Annotated in this window: 19 protein-coding genes; 10 read left to right on the top strand and 9 right to left on the bottom strand. The window is 57.9% G+C overall.

Translation table 11 applies throughout. The features are described 5' to 3' along the window. Positions 1–13: 13 nt before the first annotated feature. The 5 genes from ACR0D9_RS07435 to ACR0D9_RS07455 all read left to right on the top strand — a co-directional run bounded on the left by ACR0D9_RS07435 (position 14) and on the right by ACR0D9_RS07455 (position 5,049). Positions 14–226, top strand: coding sequence for a hypothetical protein (locus ACR0D9_RS07435; protein ID WP_209503252.1), 213 nt, complete (start codon positions 14–16; stop codon positions 224–226). A gap of 279 nt (positions 227–505) precedes the next feature. Further along, the gene (locus tag ACR0D9_RS07440; RefSeq protein ID WP_480484256.1) at positions 506–1,144 is read left to right on the top strand and encodes a glutathione S-transferase family protein; all 639 of its coding nucleotides are present in this window, start codon (positions 506–508) and stop codon (positions 1,142–1,144) included. Positions 1,145–1,155: 11 nt separating this feature from the next. Continuing rightward, entirely contained in the window at positions 1,156–2,367 is a 1,212-nt protein-coding gene (locus ACR0D9_RS07445) for an acetyl-CoA C-acetyltransferase (RefSeq protein WP_480484257.1), read from the top strand. Beyond that, a complete protein-coding gene (locus ACR0D9_RS07450; protein WP_267364657.1) occupies positions 2,367–2,855 on the top strand; it encodes a cupin domain-containing protein in 489 nt (162 codons plus the stop codon). The genes ACR0D9_RS07445 and ACR0D9_RS07450 overlap by 1 nt, the downstream gene beginning before the upstream one ends. After that, complete coding sequence (locus ACR0D9_RS07455; protein WP_480538212.1) at positions 2,848–5,049, top strand: 3-hydroxyacyl-CoA dehydrogenase NAD-binding domain-containing protein; 2,202 nt, start codon at positions 2,848–2,850, stop codon at positions 5,047–5,049. The genes ACR0D9_RS07450 and ACR0D9_RS07455 overlap by 8 nt, the downstream gene beginning before the upstream one ends. A gap of 56 nt (positions 5,050–5,105) precedes the next feature. On the opposite strand, the gene ACR0D9_RS07460 is transcribed toward ACR0D9_RS07455, so the two are convergent. Beyond that, positions 5,106–5,879: a Hint domain-containing protein gene (locus ACR0D9_RS07460; RefSeq protein ID WP_480538214.1), complete on the bottom strand. Its 774-nt coding sequence runs from the start codon at positions 5,877–5,879 to the stop codon at positions 5,106–5,108. Positions 5,880–6,147: 268 nt separating this feature from the next. After that, complete coding sequence (locus ACR0D9_RS07465; RefSeq protein WP_480538216.1) at positions 6,148–7,083, bottom strand: DMT family transporter; 936 nt, start codon at positions 7,081–7,083, stop codon at positions 6,148–6,150. Positions 7,084–7,231: 148 nt separating this feature from the next. Between ACR0D9_RS07465 and ACR0D9_RS07470 the strand changes: the two genes are divergently transcribed. Continuing rightward, positions 7,232–8,245 (top strand): hypothetical protein, encoded by a 1,014-nt coding sequence (locus ACR0D9_RS07470; RefSeq protein ID WP_480538218.1) that lies wholly within the window; start codon positions 7,232–7,234, stop codon positions 8,243–8,245. A gap of 6 nt (positions 8,246–8,251) precedes the next feature. On the opposite strand, the gene upp is transcribed toward ACR0D9_RS07470, so the two are convergent. The 6 genes from upp to ACR0D9_RS07500 form a co-directional block, all read right to left on the bottom strand. Then, positions 8,252–8,884, bottom strand: a complete 633-nt coding sequence (gene upp / locus ACR0D9_RS07475; RefSeq protein WP_480485164.1) for a uracil phosphoribosyltransferase — start codon at positions 8,882–8,884, stop codon at positions 8,252–8,254. Continuing rightward, the gene (locus ACR0D9_RS07480; RefSeq protein WP_480485163.1) at positions 8,881–9,867 is read right to left on the bottom strand and encodes an adenosine deaminase; all 987 of its coding nucleotides are present in this window, start codon (positions 9,865–9,867) and stop codon (positions 8,881–8,883) included. Before ACR0D9_RS07480 ends, upp begins: the two co-directional genes overlap by 4 nt. After that, positions 9,864–11,075: a phosphopentomutase gene (locus ACR0D9_RS07485; protein WP_480538220.1), complete on the bottom strand. Its 1,212-nt coding sequence runs from the start codon at positions 11,073–11,075 to the stop codon at positions 9,864–9,866. The genes ACR0D9_RS07480 and ACR0D9_RS07485 overlap by 4 nt, the downstream gene beginning before the upstream one ends. Next, complete coding sequence (locus ACR0D9_RS07490) at positions 11,072–12,379, bottom strand: thymidine phosphorylase (RefSeq protein WP_480484265.1); 1,308 nt, start codon at positions 12,377–12,379, stop codon at positions 11,072–11,074. The genes ACR0D9_RS07485 and ACR0D9_RS07490 overlap by 4 nt, the downstream gene beginning before the upstream one ends. Before the next feature lie 4 nt (positions 12,380–12,383). Next, positions 12,384–12,776, bottom strand: coding sequence for a cytidine deaminase (locus ACR0D9_RS07495; RefSeq protein WP_267365809.1), 393 nt, complete (start codon positions 12,774–12,776; stop codon positions 12,384–12,386). A 91-nt stretch (positions 12,777–12,867) separates the two neighbouring features. After that, entirely contained in the window at positions 12,868–13,971 is a 1,104-nt protein-coding gene (locus ACR0D9_RS07500) for a cupin domain-containing protein (protein ID WP_480484266.1), read from the bottom strand. A 427-nt stretch (positions 13,972–14,398) separates the two neighbouring features. Here ACR0D9_RS07500 and ACR0D9_RS07505 point away from each other — a divergent pair, with 427 nt between their 5' ends. The 4 genes from ACR0D9_RS07505 (at position 14,399) to ACR0D9_RS07520 (ending at position 20,747) form a co-directional block, all read left to right on the top strand. Further along, entirely contained in the window at positions 14,399–16,672 is a 2,274-nt protein-coding gene (locus ACR0D9_RS07505) for an NADP-dependent malic enzyme (protein WP_480485160.1), read from the top strand. Between the two features lie 48 nt (positions 16,673–16,720). Then, positions 16,721–17,110, top strand: coding sequence for a GFA family protein (locus ACR0D9_RS07510; RefSeq protein WP_480484268.1), 390 nt, complete (start codon positions 16,721–16,723; stop codon positions 17,108–17,110). 231 nt (positions 17,111–17,341) lie between these two features. Then, positions 17,342–19,231 carry a propionate-CoA ligase PrpE gene (gene prpE / locus ACR0D9_RS07515; RefSeq protein WP_480485159.1) on the top strand — a complete coding sequence of 630 codons (1,890 nt, stop codon included), beginning with the start codon at positions 17,342–17,344 and terminating at the stop codon, positions 19,229–19,231. Positions 19,232–19,319: 88 nt separating this feature from the next. Continuing rightward, positions 19,320–20,747: an amidase family protein gene (locus tag ACR0D9_RS07520; protein WP_480485158.1), complete on the top strand. Its 1,428-nt coding sequence runs from the start codon at positions 19,320–19,322 to the stop codon at positions 20,745–20,747. Positions 20,748–20,997: 250 nt separating this feature from the next. Here ACR0D9_RS07520 and ACR0D9_RS07525 read toward each other — a convergent pair whose 3' ends face one another. Further along, positions 20,998–21,804, bottom strand: a complete 807-nt coding sequence (locus ACR0D9_RS07525) for an NAD kinase (protein ID WP_480538222.1) — start codon at positions 21,802–21,804, stop codon at positions 20,998–21,000. Between the last annotated feature and the right edge of the window lie 238 nt (positions 21,805–22,042).

Below are 22,042 nucleotides of genomic sequence, written 5' to 3' on the forward strand. Positions count from 1 at the left end.
CGGAGGAGACCAAATGCCAAAACGTTTTCGCCTGACCCGCCGCTTTCCGGTTGCGATGACTGAAGATGGGTATCGCAAACTCAAAGCGTTCGCGCGTGATGCCGGTCTGGACGAAGGTGAAGCGCTGTCTTTCTTGTTCGAGAATTTCAACAGCGTGATTGATGAGGAGAACCTGACCCACCGCCTGCGCATCTTCAATTCCGAACTTGAGGCACGGAAGAGGTGAACTGCTGCGGAGAAAACTCAACGGCGACTTTAATTTGAATGCCGGACGCCTCCGGCGGGAGTATTTGTGAAAAGATGAAGCGGCGATGCGTCCCTGCCACCGGGCACACTCGCCATCAGGACAGGAACGACTTCACCTTTTGCGGTCATCGGCTCTCCAGCCTGTACCGCACGACCACTGAATACGAAGATGGTTGATGAAACGTTACCTACTGCCCTTCATCTTTTCAAAAATACTCAAATCCGGCCTAGCCACATGCGCCTTGGGAGGGGCGAGCACATGACCATCAAACTTCATTGCTTCGGAGAAAGTGGAAACAGCTACAAGGCTGCTTTGGCTCTGGAAATGTCCGGTTTGGAGTGGGAACCGGTCTTTGTCGATTTCTTCAAAGGTGTAACCCGCACGCCAGAATATCGTGCTGACGTAAACGAGTTGGGTGAAGCACCAGTTCTGGTCGATGGAGATTTTCACACCAGCCAATCCGGTGCGATTCAGGCCTATGTCACGGAGAAATCCGGCAAGTTCGGTGGCAAGGACCGGGAAGAAGACTACGATATTCTGCGTTGGGTTTTGTGGGACAATCACAAACTCAGCTCAATGGCAGGTTTGACGCGGTTCCTGATCAATTTCCTACCCGAGCAGCACCGCAACCCTGATGTCATTGCATTCAATAAAGGGCGTTTGAAGGCAGCTTATGAGATCCTGAACAACCACCTGGACGGCCGCGACTGGATCGTTGGTGATGGTGTGACCAACGCCGACCTTAGCTGCTGCGGCTATCTGTATTACCCTGAACCATTCGGTTTTGACCGTGCCGACTGGCCCCATATCGACGCCTGGCTGACCCGCTTGTCCGAACAGCCCGGTTGGAAGCACCCCTATGACCTGATGCCCGGCAACCCGTCGGATCGAGCTTGAGGAGAAAACCCATGACCGAAGCCTATATCTATGACGCCCTGCGCACGCCGCGCGGCAAGGGCCGCAAGGATGGCAGCCTGCACGAGGTAACCTCGGTGCGCCTGTCCGCCCTGACCCTGAACGCGGTGAAAGAGCGCAACAACCTGGAAGGTCACGCCGTCGAAGACGTGATCTGGGGAAACGTCACGCAAGTGATGGAGCAAGGCGGCTGTCTGGCGCGCTCGGCCGTTCTGGCATCCGACCTCGACCAGTCGATCCCGGGCTTGGCGATCAACCGTTTCTGCGCCTCGGGCATGGAAGCCGTGAACCTGGCCGCAAACCAGGTGAAAGGCGGCGCGGGCGATGCCTATATTGCAGGCGGTGTCGAGATGATGGGGCGCGTGGCCATGGGCAGCGACGGTGCAGCAATCGCTGTTGACCCCTCGCTGGCGATGGAGACCTATTTCGTGCCTCAGGGCATCTCGGCCGACATCATCGCGACCGAGTATGGCTTTACCCGTGATGACGCGGATGCGCTGGCGGTTGAATCGCAAAGACGTGCGGCGGCAGCATGGGCCGACAACCGGTTTGAAAAATCCGTGATCACCGTCAAGGATCAAAACGGTCTGACCATTCTGGACCGCGATGAATACATGCGTCCGGGCACCGATATGCAAAGCCTCGGCGCTTTGAACCCGTCATTCGCTATGATGGGCGAACAGATGCCTGGCTTCGACAAGGTTGCGATGCTGAAATACCCCCATCTTGAGCGCGTGAACCACATCCACCACGCCGGCAACAGCTCGGGCATCGTGGACGGAGCCGCTGCTGTTCTGATCGGCAACAAGGAATTTGGCGAGAAATACGGCCTCAAGCCGCGTGCCCGCATCAAAGCAACCGCCAAGATTGGCACTGATCCGACCATCATGCTGACTGGCCCGGTTCCGGTGACCGAGAAGATTTTGGCCGACAATGGCATGAAGATCAGCGATCTGGACTTGTTTGAAGTGAACGAAGCTTTCGCCTCGGTCGTGCTGCGGTTCCAGCAGGCATTTGATGTCGATCCCGCACTGGTCAACGTCAACGGTGGCTCGATCGCGATGGGTCACCCGCTGGGTGCCACGGGTGCAATGATTATCGGCACGCTGCTGGATGAACTTGAGCGTCAGGACAAGGAAACCGGTCTGGCCACGCTTTGCATTGCATCCGGCATGGGTGCGGCAACCATTATCGAGCGTGTCTGATGCCTAAGCTGGATCTTTCTCAGATCCCGTTTCAGGGCGGCTCGGCCTATCCCGGCAAGCTGGCCGAAGCGACCACAGGTCGCTTTGCGCAGCGCGTGGGCGATGCGGGCGGGCTGACCCAATACGGGGTCAACATCGTGCGGCTGGATCCGCAGGGCCTGTCATCGCTGCGCCATTACCACATGAAGCAGGACGAGTTTGCCATCATCCTCAGCGGCTCGTGCACGCTGGTCGATGATGATGGCGAGCACGAGATGCAGCCCGGCGATTGCGCCGCCTGGCCCGCAGGTGAGGCCAACGGCCATCACCTTGTGAACAACACCGATGCGCCCATGACCTTTCTGGTGGTGGGCACACGGACCCCGACCGAGACCGGCTATTACAGCGACATGGACATGATGGTGAAGGTTGATGAGAACGGATTCTCCTTCACCCGCAAGGATGGCAGCCCGCTGACGGCTGACCAGATTGGAGATGACAATGACTGATTTCACTCTGAGCAAAGACGCAGACGGCGTCGCCACGATCACCTGGGACGTGCCCGGGAAGACCATGAACGTGATGTCCTTTGACGGGCTGGCAGAATTGAGCGATTGCATCGATCAGGCGCTGGCCGACGATGAGGTGAAAGGCATCATTGTTACTTCGGGCAAAGAAGGGTCATTTGCAGGCGGCATGGACCTGAACCTGCTGGCGGTGATGAAAGAACAGGCGGGCGACAATCCGGCCAAGGGTCTGTTCGAGGGCACGATGAAAATGCACGCCCTGCTGCGCAAGATCGAACTGGCGGGTATGGACCCCAAGACCAAGAAAGGCGGCAAGCCGATTGCTACCGTTCTGCCCGGGACCGCTGCGGGCATCGGTATGGAACTGCCCCTGTCTACCCATCGTATCTTTGCAGCCGAAAACCCAAAGGCAAAGTACGGCCTGCCCGAGATCATGGTCGGCATCTTCCCTGGCGCGGGCGGCACCACCCGTATGGTCCGCAAAGTTGGCGCCATTGCGGCGGCTCCGCTGTTGCTGGAAGGCAAAATGCTGGACGTCAAGAAAGCCAAGGGCGCAGGCTATATCGACGAAATCGCAGCCGATCCAGTGGCAGCAGCCAAGGAGTGGGTTCTGAGCGCCAAGGACGCCGATCTGGTCAAGCCTTGGGACGCGAAGGGTTATAAAATGCCCGGTGGCGCCCCTTATCATCCTGCGGGCTTCATGAACTTCGTTGGCGCGTCGGCGATGGTGAATGGCAAGACCCAAGGGGCCTTCCCGGCAGCCAAGGCTCTGCTGAGCGCGGTTTACGAAGGCGCTCTGGTCGATTTCGACACCGCGCTGAAAATCGAAGCGCGTTGGTTCACGTCTGTGCTGATGAACCCGTCGTCTGGTGCGATGATCCGATCGCTGTTCCTGAACAAGGAAGCACTGGAAAAAGGTGCCGTGCGTCCTGCAGGCGTTCCGGATCAGTCCGTCAAGAAGATCGGCGTTCTGGGCGCAGGCATGATGGGGGCTGGTATCGCTCTGGTATCGGCGCAGGCCGGTATGGAAGTGGTTCTGATCGACCGCGATCAGGAGGCTGCCGACAAAGGCAAAGCCTATTCCGAGACCTACCTGGACAAAGGCATGAAGCGCGGCAAGGTCACGGCTGAGAAAAAAGAGGCCATGCTGGGTCGCATCACCGCGACGCCGGATCTGGACAACCTGAAAGGGTGTGACCTGATCATCGAAGCGGTCTTTGAGGACATGGGCGTCAAGGCTGAGATGACCAAGAAGGTCGAGGCGATTATCCCCGAAGATTGCATCTTTGCATCAAACACATCGACCCTGCCGATCAGCGATCTGGCCAAAGCCTCGGTTCGGGCTGACCAGTTCATCGGCATCCACTTCTTCTCACCGGTCGAAAAGATGTTCCTGGTCGAGATCATCAAGGGCAAGGAAACCGGGGATCGTGCAGTGGCCAAGGCGCTGGACTATGTGCGTCAGATCCGCAAGACCCCGATCGTGGTCAACGATGCGCGTTTCTTCTACGCAAACCGCTGCATCATTCCATATATCAACGAAGGCGCGCGCATGGTCACTGAAGGCGTCAGCCCTGTTTTGATCGACAACGCCGCGCGGCAGTTGGGCTTCCCGGTCGGTCCGATCCAGCTGACCGACGAAACCTCGATTGATCTGGGTGCAAAGATCGCCCGCGCGACAAAGGCGGCGATGGGCGATGCCTATCCGGAAAGCCCCTCAGACGATTTGATCTTCTGGATAGAGGAACAGGGCCGTCTGGGCCGTAAGGCGAATGCCGGTTTCTTCGACTATGACGAGAAGGGCAAGCGCGTCGAATACTGGAAGGGCCTGCAAGACAAGTATCCGCTTGCCGATGACCAGCCTGACCTGATCGAAGTGCAGGAACGTCTGATGTTTGCTCAGGTTCTGGAGGCCGTCCGCGCGCTGGAAGAGGGTGTTCTGGAAGACATCCGCGAGGGCGATGTCGGCGCAATTCTGGGCTGGGGCTTTGCACCATGGTCGGGTGGTCCGTTCAGCTGGCTGGACATCATCGGCACGCCCTACGCGGCCGAACGTTGCGATCAATTGGCCGAGAATTACGGTGAACGCTTTGCCTGCCCGACGCTGCTGCGCGAGATGGCAGAAAAAGGTCAGAGCTTCTACGGTCGCTTCAACCCTGAAGCAAAAGCCGCTTAATCCAATGACGCGGGCGCATGTCACCATGCGCCCGCATCGTTCTTGTCAGTGTTTGGTTAGATCTGCCATTCGGGCCGCAGGAACAGAACCGGCGCGCTTGGGCGTCCCGGTCGACCCGGTCGCCTGACCCCAAATGGCGGGCGGATCGGAAATATCGGTTCCTGGGGAATGGGTGCAGGCAGCGCACCCAATGGGTTGGCAAGAGCCGACATATCGCCCTTGCTTATCAGTGAGTGGATCAGGTCGGAGGCCACCTCTTCGGCCGCGACATCGTACCGTGTTCCGGTGGTTGCACCGCGCATGTTGAAGCGACCGGACGGGCAATAGGCCTGCAATCCGCCCTCGACAAAAATCACCTGATCATCATCAAAGAACAAGGAAAACACTTCGAAAGACGACCCCGGTGCCTGTGACGTCAGGTGACCGGCGCCGTTCAGCAAACGCGCTGGCACCACCGAAGGTCCATCGGCCTTGGCGTTGATCCGGGACAGGTTCAGCGCCATGCCCTGTTCGGGCATCAACCAGACAGGTCGCCCGTTATATGCGGCGCGGGCAGGTACGAGGACCGGCAGGAACTCGACCCGGCATTCATCGGCTGGAATGACCACAACGCTTATCGAGATGCGCCGTACCTCTTTGAACCCGTGATCGAGGGTTCTAACCAGATCACCCACCGTGATCCGTTCGACCGGCTTCCACCCGGCAGTCGTGGCGATCTTGGTGCCGTGCAAAAACCCGCCACGGCGCGCATTTACCGCCTGTTTATTGTTGGTTCGATCAACTTCTGGCAGCTGATCCAGATAAACAGAAATACTTGTTACTTCGGACACGTGCCTTACCCCCTTTTGGCACAAAACATTTATGCCAATGAGCTAACACCAAATATTCGGCCCGTCACATTTCAGACATATTTGCGCCCAATTTTGACCAATTCCGCGTAATTGCCGATGGTTTTCGTGGACACTCCAGGACTCTCATCAGACATTTTTGCCATTTCTGAAACGAATGCCTTTTGTCGATCCACCGAATCCACGGCGTTTCACCGGATACGGAAGTAACGAAACGGTCTGGCTTGGGCGTGCATACGGCCCAATCGCGTCAGGCGACTTTTTGCTGTTCAGATGATCGACTGGCGCGCCACCCCAGCAACAGACCCGCTGCCGCAATCATAAGGATGCCCGAAATCTGAAAGACGCCAATGGTTTGCCCAAAGGCCACAAATGCGAAGAGCGGGCCGAAGATCATGACAGAATACTCGAACACCGCCACATAAGACGGCTCACCCACTTGATATGCCTTGATCAGCATGAAAACCGCGATTGTTGAACCGACAGCCTGAGTAACCAGCCACGGTATGGCAGGTCCCATATCCCAGACCCACCCACGCGTAACAAACCCCTCGGCACCGTCTGCCGTAACAACCGGCGAGATTGTCAGGAACGTGACCCCCAACGCCCCGGCCAGACCCATTGTTATGACCATGACAGCCAGCATGGCCACAGTGCTTTCCCGCGAACAATGCGTACGCGTTAGGATCGAACTGAAGGCATAGAAAAACCCCGCCGCCACAGGCACCAACGTACGCAGGTCGAAATCGCTGGGGTTTGGCTGCAACACCAGAAGGATGCCGGTAAATCCAATCAGCACGGCCAGTATGCGCCACGGCCCTATCGATTGTCTGAGCACCAGAGAGGAGATTAACAGCACAAAAATCGGTGATGTGAACAACCCTGCCAGCGCCTGCGCAATTGGCATCATGGCAAGGGATGCAAAATAAAAGAACATTGCTGTGGTGATCAGGGCGCTGCGCAAAATGACAGGTCCCCATCGCACAGGCCGCAGCCTACCCAGCCCCAGAAACGACAGGCCGACGATCAGCGGCAGCATCAACAATGCACGGGTCAGATGAAACTGCCACAGCCCGACGGTTTCGGCCAAAAGGATCACAACATTGTCGATGACGCCGATAATTGCCATGGCACTTACCATCAGGGCCGAAGCCAGCACAGCAGAAGATGAGGAATGCGCCTGCATGAAGTCGTGTCCTGATTGTGATCGTGGACCGACAGTCTCGATCCTTTCGGGTATCCAGCACAATTCGCAATGACTGCGCAACAGGTTTGCGCCCTGCGATTTCACCATGCTAAGCTGCAGCAAAACAAATTCGAGCAGACCCACCCAGATGACGGCCCTGAAACAGTACCAGCGGATCGAAGCCACCGGTCTGTGGCGCCCTTCGCCCGATGAACAGCGGCGCGAGGTTGTGGTGTCTATCGGTGAAGCCACCCTGACCATTTCCGATTTCAATGACAGGGCGCTGACCCACTGGTCGCTGGCAGCACTTGAACGCCAGAACCCTGGTTCCTTTCCGGCCATATTCAACCCGGACGGTGATCCGGATGAAACGCTTGAGCTGACCGAATCCGAAACCACGATGCTTGAAGCGATCGACCGATTGCAGCGCGCTATTGATCGGTCCCGCCCCCACCCGGGGCGTTTGCGCTGGCTGAGTGTCGGAGGCGTCGTGGCCGCCGTGCTGGCCCTGTTGCTGTTCTGGCTGCCGGGTGCACTGCAAAACCACGTTGTCTCGGTCGTGCCCCAGGTCAAGCGGCAAGAGATCGGCGATATGATCCTGCATCGGATCGAGCGTGTTTCGGGCCAGGCCTGTACGTCGCGGGATGCACGGGATTCATTGGAACAGCTGGCCCGGCGCACTGGCGTACGGCAGATCATCATTCTGCCAGCAGGCGTTCAAGACAGCCTCAGCTTGCCTGGCGGCACTGTCCTGCTCAGCCGTGCTTTGGTCGAGGATTACGAAGACCCTGCTGTCGCAGCGGGTTATGTGATTGCAGAACGGGCGCGGGCCGCGCATAAGGATCCGCTTGATGACCTGCTGGACAGAACCGGCGCGACCTCTGCCTTCAGGCTGCTGACAACCGGCGGACTGACGCCCGAGATTATCGACACATATACCGAGCAGGTCCTGTCACAGCCCCGTCCGGCCATTTCTGACGACGACGTGCTGGCGATGTTCTCGCAAAGCGCGCTTCCCTCAACCCCCTACGCCTATGCCCGTGATGTGACCGGCGAAACGGTTCTTGGCCTGATCGAAGCGGATCCGATGGCGGGAAGGGCGCTGGAACAGGTGCTGCCGGACCGCGACTGGGTCCGGCTACAGAATATTTGCGGCGAATAAACCGGATCACTTGGTTCCGAACATCCGGTCACCGGCATCCCCCAGACCGGGCATGATGTAACCTTTCGCGTTCAACTCGCGGTCCAGCGCTGCCGTGACGATACGCACGTCAGGGTGTGCTTCCTTCATCCGCGCGACACCTTCGGGTGCCGCCAACAGGCACAGAAAGCGAATATCCGTCGCCCCAGCCTCTTTCAGCAGGTCAATGGCCGCGGCCGAGCTGTTGCCGGTCGCCAGCATCGGATCCACCGCAATGACCAAACGGTCCTTCAGGCTCTCTGGCGCTTTGAAATAATACTGCACGGGTTTCAGCGTTTCTTCGTCGCGATACAGCCCCACGAAACCGACGCGTGCTGAAGGTACAAGTTCCAGCACCCCGTCCAGCATCCCGTTTCCGGCGCGCAGGATTGACACCAGCGCCATTTTCTTACCTGCCAGTATGGGGGCGTCCATTTCTTCCATCGGCGTTTCGATATTGCGCGTTGTAAGGGGAATGTCGCGCGTGACCTCGTAGGCCAGCAGCAATGTGATTTCACGCAACAACTGCCGGAATCCGGCGGTCGAGGTGCCCTTGTCCCGCATGAGCGTCAGCTTGTGTTGCACCAGCGGGTGATCGACGACAGTAAGGTGTTCGCTCATGTGTTCTCCAGTCTTTTCTTGACCCGCGCGCGGGTGTCATCATCACAGAAGGCCGCGTTCAGGGCCATCTCATTCAATGCCGCAAAATCCCCGGCCTCCCAGCCGAACGCCGCGTTCAACATCTCATATTCCCGCCGCATGGTCGTGTGAAAAAACGGAGGATCGTCGGTGGAGATCGTAACCCTTACACCCGCATCGCGCAGTTTCGCGATGGGATGGGCGGCAAAATCCGGGAAAAGGCCAAGAACCACATTCGAACCCGGACACACCTCAAGCGTGATTTCCCGGTCAACCAGTTCACGAACAAGATCAAGGTCTTCGATGGCGCGGACGCCGTGCCCGATACGCTCAACCCCCAGATCGCGCACAGCGTCGCGCACACTGTCAGGACCGCCAAACTCACCCGCATGCGTGGTCAGGCGCAGCCCGGCTTCGCGGGCACATTCGAAAGACCATTTGAAGTCACCCTGCGTGCCAATGGATTCGTTGCCGCCCATGCCAAAACCGGTGATCCAGTTTCCGGCGGTCTCGGCCGCACAATGGGCACTCCGCCTGGCTTGTTCGGGGCCAAAATGGCGGACACAGGTAACGACACCGCGCAAGGTGATATCGAATTTACGCTCGGCTTCGTCTGCCGCATCCTGAATGGCATTCAGATAATCCCGCCACGCATGCAGGTCGCCACCGCCGCAAAAATCAGGGCTGAGGAAGGTCTCGGAATAAACCACGCCATTTTCAGCGCTTTCCTCAAGAATGGCCAATGTCAGCCGCCGGAAGTCTTCGGGCGTTTTCAGAACTTCGCAAGCGGCTTCGTACACGCTCAGGAAATGCGCGAAATCACGAAAATCATAAGATCCGTCTGCCTTGAAGATACCGCTCAGGTCAACGCGTTTTTCGTGGGCAAGCTGGCGGATGAAGGCCGGAGGTGCCGCGCCTTCGTGGTGAAGATGCAGTTCAATTTTGGGCAGGTCTGCAACGCTCATAAAAAGTTCCTTCCCGGCCCTTGCGCCGGAATGTTCAGATGGTGGGCAATGCTGGCCGCAATATCGGTAAAATCTACTTGCCCGATTTGTCCGGTACCCTGCCCCGCAATCAGAACCGGAACCTGTTCACGGGTGTGATCTGTTCCGGTCCAGCTTGGGTCATTGCCATGATCAGCTGTTAACAGCAACAGATCGCCTGGTCGAAGTTTCTTCAGGATACCCCCGATCTCGCGGTCAAACCATTCCAACGCTCGGGCATAGCCGCTGATGTCGCGGCGATGCCCATAAAGGCTGTCAAATTCGACAAAGTTGGCGAAGGTCAGACTGCCCTCTTCCGCCTCGTCTATAAGATCAGACAGGTGCTGCATCAGCTGGGCATCCGACCCTTTGCGCAGCGTGTCGATCCCCTGCATCGAGAAGATGTCGCCGATCTTGCCCACTGCATGAACCCGTCGCCCTGCATCCTGCACCCAGTTGGTCAGCACCGGTGCCGGGGGCAGAATGGCGAAATCCTTGCGATTGGTCGTCCGTTCGAACCCCGTCTCAGGCGTTCCGACAAAGGGGCGCGCGATGACACGCCCCACTTTCATCTTGTGCAAGCGCGGAGCAAGCGCGCGGCACATGTCCAACAACCGCTCAAGCCCAAAGCTTTCCTCATGGGCCGCGATCTGAAACACACTGTCAGCGGATGTGTAGCAGATCGGCCAACCGGTGCGCATATGTTCGGCACCCAGTTCGGCTATGATCGCTGTCCCCGACGCGTGGCAGTCACCAAGAATACCTTCGGTCCCGGCAGCTTCGGCTGCCGCGCGGCTCAGTTCCGCTGGAAAAGCCGGAACCGTGTTTGGAAAGTAATGCCAATCCCAAGGCACCGGCAGGCCCGCCAGTTCCCAGTGGCCTGAGGGCGTGTCCTTACCCGGCGAATGCTCACGCGTGCAACCCCATAGTCCAGCAGGTTCGGCATCGAGGCCCGGAGTGGCGTCTCCAGACGCCAGCCGCACAGCCGCGCCCAAACCCAGCGCGTCCAGGTTGGGCAGGTGCAACGGGCCGGTGCGCCCATCTACTGCGCGGCCTTCCGCGCAGGCTTGGGCGATATGGGCCAGCGTGTTTGCCCCGGCATCCGGAACATCACCGTTGAAAAACCGGTCTGCATCAGGTGCCCCGCCTATTCCGACGGAATCCATGACGACAAGAAACGCTCGGCTCATACGCTGATCCTTTCGTGGATCAGATCGGGCAGCTTTGGAACTGTATCGCTGATTGTCATCGCACTCAGCACAGTTTCCGCTGCCCGCCGTGCAGCGCCTTCCCGTGCAGCGTGGACCACGGCAATGGGTGAACCTTTTGACACACGATCCCCCAGCCTGAGGATGTTGGATATTCCTACTGCCGGATCGATCTCATCACTTTCGACCTGGCGGCCGCCACCCAGCGCGACCACGGCAAGGCCCAGCGCCTCTCCGTCGATGGCGGAGACGTAACCGTCTTCGGGGGCAGGAACCTCCTGAATAACGCTCGCCTCAGGCAGGAAACGGGTCCAGGTATCGACGAATTTCACAGGACCACCAACCGCTGCCATCATGCGGCCAAACCGTTCGGCGGCGCGACCGTCACGGATGATCTTGGCGATCTGCTCACGCCCCTCCTCGACCGAGATGCACATGCCTGCATCGGCCAGCAGGACGCCGCCCAACTCGGCAGAAATGTCCACCAGTGGCGAAGCGCCAGGACCGGTCAGAACCTTCATCACTTCCGCGACCTCCAGTGCATTGCCCAGCGCCGGGGCCAAAGGCTGGTTCATGTCCGTGATCACCGCCGAAGTCCGGCACCCAGCCGCGTTCGCAGTCTCGGTCAATGCTGTGGCCAGCTTGCGGGCATCCTCAATTGTTTTCATAAAGGCACCGCTGCCAACCTTGACGTCAAGAACCAACGCATCCGGGCTGGCCGCCAGCTTTTTGGACAGGATCGACGCTGTGATCAGATCCAGACTTTCGACCGTCGCCGTCACGTCCCGAACTGCATAAAGCCGCTTGTCCGCCGGTGCAATCTGGCCCGTCGCGCCGACGATAGCCGCACCCGTTTCGCGCAATATCTGCGCAAGTCGGTCCTGACTGATCTGAGTGCTGACACCCGGAATCGCCTCGAGCTTGTCCAATGTTCCACCCGTGTGCCCCAAACCCCGACCCGAGATCATCGGCACATAAGCACCACATTCCGCCAGCGCCGGAGCCAGCACAAGGCTGACGCAGTCCCCGACCCCACCGGTCGAGTGCTTGTCGATCACCGGCCCGTCCACATCCCAACCGAGAACATCGCCGCTATCGCGCATCGCAATCGTCAAGTCCGCACGCCCCTGAGGACCCAGCCCGCCCATACAGACGGCCATGGCAAACGCCCCGGCCTGCGCATCGCTGACGCTGCCGTCTGCCAACCCTTGCGCGAACCAGATAAGCTCGTCGCGGCCTGGGACTTCGTGCCTGCGCAGTTTGGCTATGATTGAACGGGCGTCCATGCGTTCAGACATCCTCCATGTGCGACGCGTCGAACGCACCCGGCAGCAAATCTCCGATGGTTGTCTCAAACTCCGCACCATCGACGGTTGCCAGAGTAACCTTTACATCGCGCTTGCCAAACTCGGCCAGCTTCTGACGGCATCCACCGCAAGGCGGCACAGGCTGAGGGCTGGAGGCAACCACGTAGACCTCGGTCAGTTCCTGCTCGCCCGCGGCCACCATTGCGGCAATTGCACCTGCTTCCGCGCAGGTCCCCTCGGGATATGCCACATTCTCGACGTTGCACCCGGAAAAGACATGACCCGAAGAAGACCGAAGCGCTGCGCCAACTTTGAAGTTCGAATATGGCGCGTAGGCGTTTTCCCGGACAGACAAGGCAGCGTCTTTCAGCGACATGGCGAATCCTCATTTTTGATCATCTGGTCAGAAATTTGCACGCTAACGTATTAAGGCGGGGAATTTGAAGCCCCTGACCCATGTTTTTCGCTTAACCCAGCGTTGTGTTGAAGGTACCGGGTAAGGTGACTTCCAACAATTCGATATTGTCTGTTGGCTCGGACAACCGTGTGCGCATCCCAGGTGGGATGACAAAAGCATCCCCTTGCTCCAGCCGGTAGGGATCGCGCCCCTCGCCTTCCAGGGTGACCTCGCCGTCCATCACAAAGGTAAAGTGAATGTCGGTGTCATGGCTGGCCCATTCCGGATCACCCGACCCTTTGCGCACAACCTGCACCCCAGCGACACCCTTGGTGTTCTCGGCAATCGTGGTGTCGCGGCAGATGTACCCCGGCAGGCGGAAGGGCATCCACTCGGCACCCTTGGCCTGATTATAGACAAAGCGTTGCCCCTGCCATTCGCGGTCCGGGCGGATGTGCGGAGTGGGAAGTGTCATGTCATGGTCGATCTCTGTGACATGCTCAGCCGGCACTCCGATCTCAATGACCTGAACATTATCAGAAGCTTCAAGAACGCGGTGCCGGATTTCCGGAGGTTGAATAAAGCAGTCCCCCGCTGTCAGACGCATTTTCTCGCCCTGATCCTCATAGACCACATCCACCCAGCCATGGATGCAAAAGATCAGCTGAAACCCGACCTTGTGAAAATGCACCATATCCGGAACCGGCCCACCATCGGGAATGCGGATATGGCTGGCAATAATCGACCCACCCAACCGATCCGGCACCAGATCGCGATAGTGCATCCCGGCCCGACCGATGATCCAGGGGGCCTGATCCTTGAGCCTGCGCACGACAAAGGAATGCACGGTCTCTGGCATCACCAGTGGCGGATTTCGTTCTTCAACTTCGATTCGGGTGCCATTCGGGGCTACAAGAACGCGTTCACCACCGGCGAAATCTGACGGATTATCCGTCAGGATACGCAATGTTCCTGGGCTTTCCGGTGCGTCTTTTTCAATGCGCAACCGCACGCCATGCCCCGAAAACACCGCGACGCGCGGATCGTCAGCGGGATAAATCATGTCCATCTTCATCCCCAGTTTTTTTGTGTAAAAAGGGATGTCGTCGCGAATTTCCTGTGTGGGCAGGCGAATTTCAGCGTGCGTTTTCGCCAGATCGGATGTCTTGGTCATCAGTATTCTCTTCGAATTGCAACTTTGGCCATCCGATCAGAACAGAGGTCAAAATGCCAACCGAAAAGAACATCTCCGGCATTTCTTCCATAACGAAGAAGCGCATTTCAATAATCACAGGTAAAACTCCGCCGTTCAGCGCGGTGAACTCGACCAAAATCTGGGCGACAACAACTGCCCAGCATCGCTGCAACCAACATCCAACCTACTGATCCCTCGTTGGTTACCAGCCACGTCATCAGTCCTGAATGTCACGACGGCCTTGCCAGAGTGATCTTGGACGTCGCAATGTGAAAAGATGCAAAAGAACTCAGACAATACCAATCCGGATTCTGGTTGCGACATCACGGCAGAGTTACGTAGCGTAGCCAAGTTCAAATAAATAGTTTAAGGCTAAATCAAATTCTCAATGGGAGCTGAATCGCCGATGTCTGACACCCCCAGCCTGCGACAAGCTGCGCTCGAATATCATGAATTCCCCAAACCCGGAAAGCTTGAGATCAAGGCCACCAAACCGATGGCCAACGGTCGCGATCTGGCCCGCGCCTATTCGCCCGGCGTGGCGGAGGCCAGCCTTGAAATCAAGGCCGATGCAGCCAATGCCGAGCGGTACACCGCGCGCGGTAACCTTGTTGCTGTGGTGTCAAACGGCACCGCCGTGCTCGGCCTGGGGAATATCGGGGCACTCGCCTCGAAGCCGGTCATGGAAGGCAAGGCTGTTCTGTTCAAAAAGTTCGCGGGCATCGACTGTTTTGATATCGAGGTAGATCAGCCCGATCCCGAAAAGCTGGCGGATATCGTCTGTGCCCTTGAACCGACATTTGGCGCCATTAACCTTGAAGACATCAAGGCCCCCGATTGCTTTATCGTCGAAAAGCTCTGCCGTGAACGTATGAACATCCCGGTTTTCCATGATGACCAGCACGGAACTGCCATTGTGGTCGGGGCTGCGGCCAAGAATGCGCTACATGTGGCCGGAAAGTCTTTTGAGGACATCAAGGTCGTGTCAACCGGTGGCGGGGCCGCCGGGATCGCGTGCCTGACCATGCTGGTCAAGCTGGGCGTGAAACGTGAAAACATTTGGCTGTGCGACATTCACGGGCTTGTCTACGAAGGACGGGCCGAGGACATGAACCCGCACAAGTCACAGTTCGAGCAGAAGTCGGACTTGCGGACGCTGGACGATGTGATCGGTGGGGCTGACCTGTTTTTAGGTCTCAGCGGACCAAATGTTCTGAAGCCTGACATGGTCCGGAAAATGGCAAGCCGCCCGATCATCTTCGCCCTGGCCAACCCGACGCCGGAAATCCTGCCAGAGGATGCCCGCGCGGTTGCACCAGACGCAATCATCGCCACGGGTCGCAGCGATTTTCCCAATCAAGTCAACAACGTGTTGTGTTTTCCGTTTATCTTCAGGGGTGCATTGGACGTCGGAGCGACAGAGATCAACGACGCGATGCAGATTGCCTGCGTGGATGGTATCGCTGAGATGGCGCGCGCAACCACAAGCGCCGAAGCCGCGGCTGCCTATAAGGGCGAGCAACTGACCTTTGGCCCGGATTACCTGATCCCGAAACCATTTGACCCGCGTCTTGTGGGCGTGGTGTCATCGGCGGTCGCCAAAGCCGCCATGGAAAGCGGTGTTGCAAAACGCCCTATCGACGACTTTGACGCCTATAAGGAAAAGCTCAACCAGACTGTCTTCAAGTCTGCCCTTCTGATGCGTCCTGTGTTCGAGGCTGCGGCCGTCGCATCCCGTCGCATCGTTTTTGCAGAGGGTGAAGATGAAAGGGTTCTGAGAGCCGCGCAGGCCATTCTCGAAGAGACGACGGAAACGCCAATTCTGATCGGGCGACCCGATGTGATCGAAACCCGGTGTGAAAAGCTGGGGCTGACCATTCGTCCGGGCAAGGACTGTCAGATCGTCAACCCGGAAAACGACCCGCGCTATTACGATTATTGGACTTCCTACCACCAGATCATGCAGCGCCGCGGTGTTACACCGGATCTGGCCAAAGCGATCATGCGCACCAACACAACGGCCATTGGCGCGATCATGGTGCATCGTGGCGAAGCGGACAGCATGATCTGCGGCACATTTGGTGAATTCCGCTGGCACCTGAATTATGTCGAACAGGTGTTGGACGACAACAAACTGCGCCCGCATGGTGCCTTGTCCCTGATGATCCTGGAAGATGGCCCCCTGTTCATTGCCGACACGCATGTCCGGCAATTGCCGTCGCCGGAAGAACTGGCAGAAACCACCATTGGTGCTGCGCGACATGTTCGCCGGTTCGGGATCGAGCCCAAGATCGCCTTCTGTTCGCAGTCGCAATTTGGCAATCAGGCTGAAGGATCAGGCAAACGGCTGCGGGCGGCGCTGGAAATCCTTGATCGGCAGCCGCGCGATTTTGTCTATGAAGGCGAAATGAACCTGGATGCGGCTTTGGATGCAGACCTGCGGGCGCGTATCTTCCCGGCGTCGCGATTGGAGGGAGCGGCCAACGTTCTGATATTCGCCCACGCAGATGCGGCCAGCGGCGTGCGCAATATTTTGAAGATGAAGGCGGACGGGATTGAAGTTGGCCCGATCCTGATGGGAATGGGCAACAAGGCCCATATAGTTACTCCATCCATCACCGCACGCGGTCTGCTGAACATGGCGGCGATTGCAGGAACACCCGTGGCGCATTACGGTTAACCGGGGGCAGCCTTGCTGGCGCCCCTGCCAACAGGGGGGGGGAAGCGCATGAAAGGACATTGCCACTGCAACGCCGTGCATTGGGAAAGCGATGCCCAAGCCGCGTGGAGCTGTTATTGCCACTGTTCAGATTGCAGGCGAAACTGCGCCGCGCCGGTCACGGCTTTTTTCGGGCTGCCGCATGAGGCGGTCAGATGGTTGGGTCAGGCACCAAAGATCTATCGCTCATCGGAAGGGGTTGAACGTCTGTTTTGCGGCAACTGCGGAACCCAGATGGCCTATCGCACAGCGCGCGATACGGTGAACATTCATCTTTACACCGCAACGCTGGACAACCCGGAGACCCTGCCGCCACAGTTTCACGTGTTCCACGCCGACCACCTGCCCTGGCTGAACCTTCAGGACAAGCTGCCACGTTACGCCAAAACGGCTGGTTGAGCTGATTCTCGGAACGGCACAATATTTGCACGCAATAGTTTGCAATTTTGCAAAACTTTCTATTGCTGCGACAAAAACTGTGCTTCAACTGTAATTTTGCAAAAATTTGCAAGTCGTTTTTTGCCGATCTGCAAATTTTTTGCGATAAACTGACGCGTCGTCATGCGTCGCGCTTGCCCGGTTGTTTTCTGCGACCTAACACAATGTCCAAGCCGTTGTGAGGAGGACAAGATGGCGTATCAGGACGTTTATGACAGCTGGAAAACCGACCCCGAAGCGTTCTGGATGAACGCTGCAAAAGGGATCGATTGGGTCAAGGCCCCCAGCAAAGCACTGTTCGACGACAATGCGCCCTTGTACGAATGGTTCAGCGACGCGCGGGTCAATACCTGTTGGAATGCCGTAGACCGTCATGTGGAAAACGGGCGCGGTGAACAAACCGCCATCATCTATGACAGTCCCATCACCCACACCAAGCGCGAGATATCCTATGTCGAGCTTCGCAACCGCGTGGCCACTCTGGCCGGCGCGCTGCGCGCAAAGGGTGTCGAGAAAGGCGACCGTGTCATTATCTACATGCCGATGATCCCCGAAGCGCTTGAGGCGATGCTGGCCTGTGCCCGCCTCGGCGCCGTGCATTCGGTCGTGTTCGGCGGGTTTGCCAGCAACGAACTGGCCGTGCGCATCGACGACGCCAAACCCAAAGCAATCATCGCCGCGTCCTGTGGGATGGAACCCGGTCGCGTGGTTCACTATAAGCCCCTGCTTGACGGTGCGATCGAACTGGCCAACCACAAACCTGATTTTTGTGTGATCTTCCAGCGGGAACAAGAGGTCGCCCAGTTGATTGAAGGGCGCGATTTCAACTGGCATGGTTTCCAATACGGTGTCGAACCGGCTGAATGCGTGCCGGTTGATGGCAAGGACCCGGCTTATATCCTGTACACCTCTGGCACTACGGGTGCACCCAAAGGGGTCGTGCGCCCCACTGCCGGACACCTTGTGGCACTGAACTGGACAATGAAGAATGTCTATAACGTCGATCCAGGCGACGTGTTCTGGGCAGCCTCCGATGTGGGCTGGGTCGTGGGGCACTCCTATATCTGCTACGCACCCCTAATCCACGGAAACACCACAATTGTGTTCGAGGGCAAGCCAGTCGGCACCCCGGATGCTGGCACCTTCTGGCGCGTGATCTCGGAACATAAGGTCAAAAGCTTCTTCACCGCACCTACGGCCATCCGCGCCGTCAAACGAGAAGACCCCAAGGGCGAATTGATCGGCAAATACGATCTGTCTCATCTACAGGCCCTCTATCTGGCAGGCGAACGCGCCGACCCTGACACAATTATCTGGGCACAAAACGCGCTGAAGGTTCCGGTGATCGACCATTGGTGGCAAACCGAAACCGGCTGGGCCATTGCCGGGAACCCGCTGGGTATCGAAGAGCTTCCGGTCAAGCTGGGCTCGCCCGCAAAACCGATGCCGGGTTATGACGTGCAAATTCTGGATGAAGGCGGTCACCCGATGAAGGCCGGTGAACTGGGTGCCATCGCGGTTAAATTGCCCCTGCCCCCAGGCACCTTGCCAACACTGTGGAATGCCGAAGCACGGTTCAAGAAATCTTATCTTGAACACTTCCCCGGATATTACGAAACCGGCGATGCCGGGATGATTGACGAAGACGGGTACCTCTACATCATGGCGCGCACCGATGACGTCATCAACGTTGCCGGCCATCGCTTGTCGACGGGCGGGATGGAAGAAGTGCTGGCTGCCCACCCCGATGTGGCTGAATGCGCGGTGATCGGAGTTTCGGACCAGCTGAAGGGGCAGATGCCGGTCGGCTTCCTGTGCCTGAATGCTGGTGCCACACGGGATCATGGCGATGTGGTTCAGGAAGTCGTCAAAATGGTTCGGGAGAAAATCGGGCCGGTGGCCGCCTTCAAACTGGCTGTTGTCGTCGACAGGTTACCCAAGACCCGTTCCGGTAAGATCCTGCGTGGTACGATGGTGTCGATTGCAGACGGTCAGGACTACAAAATGCCTGCAACAATTGATGATCCTGCCATCCTTGATGAGATCAAGGAAGCGTTGCAGACAATTGGTTACGCCAAGTAACCATCGGGCGGCACAGGCCGCCCATGTCATGTCCGCCCTTGCAACCTGAATCTGGGCCCCTACTGTCGCTGTAAGACAGTGAGGGCCCATGACACATACCGATATCTGGCGTCTCAGCGCCACAGAGCTGACCACCTTGACCCGACGCGGCGATCTGAGCGCGACCGAGGCGGTACAGGCCTCGATTGATCGCATGGACGCGGTGAACCCCGCGCTGAACGCGGTCGTCGAAGACTTGCGCACCGAGGCCCTGGAACGCGCGCAGTCGCTAGATGCTGCACGGCGGAGTGGTCAGCCGACCGGCCCGCTGCATGGTGTTCCGGTAACAATCAAGGTGAATGTCGATCAGAAAGGCCACGCCACCACCAACGGTGTCATTGCGCTGAAGGACGTAATCGCTCCGGATGACGCGCCGGTGGTCAGCAACTTGCAAAAAGCGGGGGCCATTGTGATCGGGCGAACGAATACGCCCGAGTTTTCCTTCAGGGCCGACACCGACAACCCCCTGCATGGGCGCACGTTCAACCCGTGGGGACGGCACATTTCACCCGGGGGATCATCCGGTGGCGCTGCTGCCGCCGTGATGGCAGGTCTCGGTGCGCTGGCCCATGGCAACGATATTGGCGGCAGCCTGCGCTTTCCGGCAGCCGCTATCGGAGCGGTTACGGTGAAACCGGGGCTGGGGCGCGTTCCCGCGTGGAACCCAAGTCAGAAGGCCGAACGCGGATTGCTGGCGCAATCAATGTCGGTTCAGGGCCTGATCACCCGGTCGACTGCGGATCTGCACCTGTCCATGCCCAGCCTGATCGCCACCGATGCGCGGGATCCGTTCCACGTACCAATGCCCTGGCGCGGCGAGCGTTTTGACCAGCCGATCAAGGTGGCATTCACCAAGAACACCTTCGGCTATGCGCTGCACCCCGAGGTCGAAAAAGCCCTCGACACTGCGCGCGATGCGCTGGTCGATGCAGGGTACGACGTTGAAGAGGTCGATCCACCCGATGTCTTTGAATGTGGTCGGATCGGGTATCGGACCTTGATGGGCGAAGTGCTGACCCTGATGAAATCGGACATTGAAGCCGCTGGTTCCAAAACCATCCGCGACATCTTTGACGTCTACTTTCAGGAATTCCCACCCATCGTTGAAACAGAATTGGTTCGGATGCTGGCCAAGCGCAGCCATTATGCCCGTGAATGGTCCCTGTTTATGCAGGACTACCCGCTGGTTTTGTCCCCTTTCCTGCCACAGCCATTTTTCAAACCTGACCGGGACACCGAAGGCGCTGAAGGCGTGCATGATGTTTTGGGATGCGCTGTCTATTCCTATGCGATGAACTTTCTGGGACTGCCTGCAGCCTGCGTTCCGTCACGATTGGCCAACCTTCCCAAAGGGCCTCAACCTATCAATGTACAGATCGCGGCACAGCGCTGGCGCGAGGATTTGGCCGTGGATGCCGCCGCCGCGATAGAAGCTCGCGTGGGACAGATGTGTTTCCCGCTTTGGGATCACATGTAACAAAAAATAGACCCCGGGTCATTGTGCCCGGGGTCCAGCTGCTAAAATAAGCCCGGATTTCTGATGACGAGCGTAGCACCACCCACCCTCGCCAGCGCAAAATCTGCGCAACCATTCGAAAACACCGTTCAGGTGGCCACTCACTCCCACCTTGGCGTGTTCTCCGGACAAGTTCACATTAGCCAATCGTTAAGGGAATTCCTGTGAACTGCTTCACATAGGCGTGAGAAAAATTCGGGGATGGCCAATTTTACGTGAATTGTTCTGATATTAGACGTTCTTCCAACCCATGGCCGGGGTCGAAAAGGATACGGTGCGCAATGGCTGGTTCCGACCTGATCTCGACCCAGTCGATATCCGGGAAAGAAACGGAATCAGCAGCCACGATGACCGGTCGTTTGTCTGCTTCGACCACATCGAACCTGACTTTCGCCATTTTCGGCAACAAGGCACCACGCCACCGCCGTGGGCGAAACGCCGCGATGGGTGTCAGGGCAAGAACGTCAGCGCCAATCGGAACAATCGGCCCATGCGCGGAATAGTTATAGGCGGTCGATCCCGCGGGCGTGGCAAGTAGTGCCCCGTCACAGACCAGTTCGGCCATGCGTACCCGGCCGTCTACGCTGATCTTGAGCCTTGCTGCCTGAGGACCCGCGCGCAGCAATGACACTTCGTTGATCGCCAGCGCCTCGTGCAGTTTTCCAGATTGGTCCATCGCCTGCATGGCCAACGGGTTGATAACCTCTTCCTCGGCATCCTCCAGCCGCGCCATCAGGTCGTCTTCGTGATACTCATTCATCAGAAAGCCGATCGTGCCGCGATTCATCCCGTAAACCGGAGTATCGAGATGTTGCACATTGTACAAAGTGTGCAACATGAAGCCGTCGCCGCCCAATGCAACCACTACATCTGCGTCCCGAGGTGCCACATTACCATATTTGGCCACCAGGATGTCGCGCGCTGTTTGCGCCACTTTGACCTCACTGGCGAGAAAGGCGATTCTCTTTTTCATGTTTTGTGGTTTCCGGTGTTGCACTTTTGGTTCCGAAACAAACATACCTTTCCCCAATAGGCCAGTCTTGACGCCGCAGCAGGCCAAATCGTCGCTTTAAGCCTTTTGCGAATGTGGCGTTTCCGATAGGAAATCCGCAAGATTTATACCCAGCCATGTGGAGCGCCAATGAACGCCAATCTTCGTGACACCGGATTTTTCACCCAGTCCTTGTCGGACCGCGATCCTGAGCTTTTTGGCTCGATCCGGTCTGAGCTGGGTCGTCAGCGCGACGAGATCGAGC

Source organism: Ruegeria sp. AK11 (assembly GCF_056541095.1).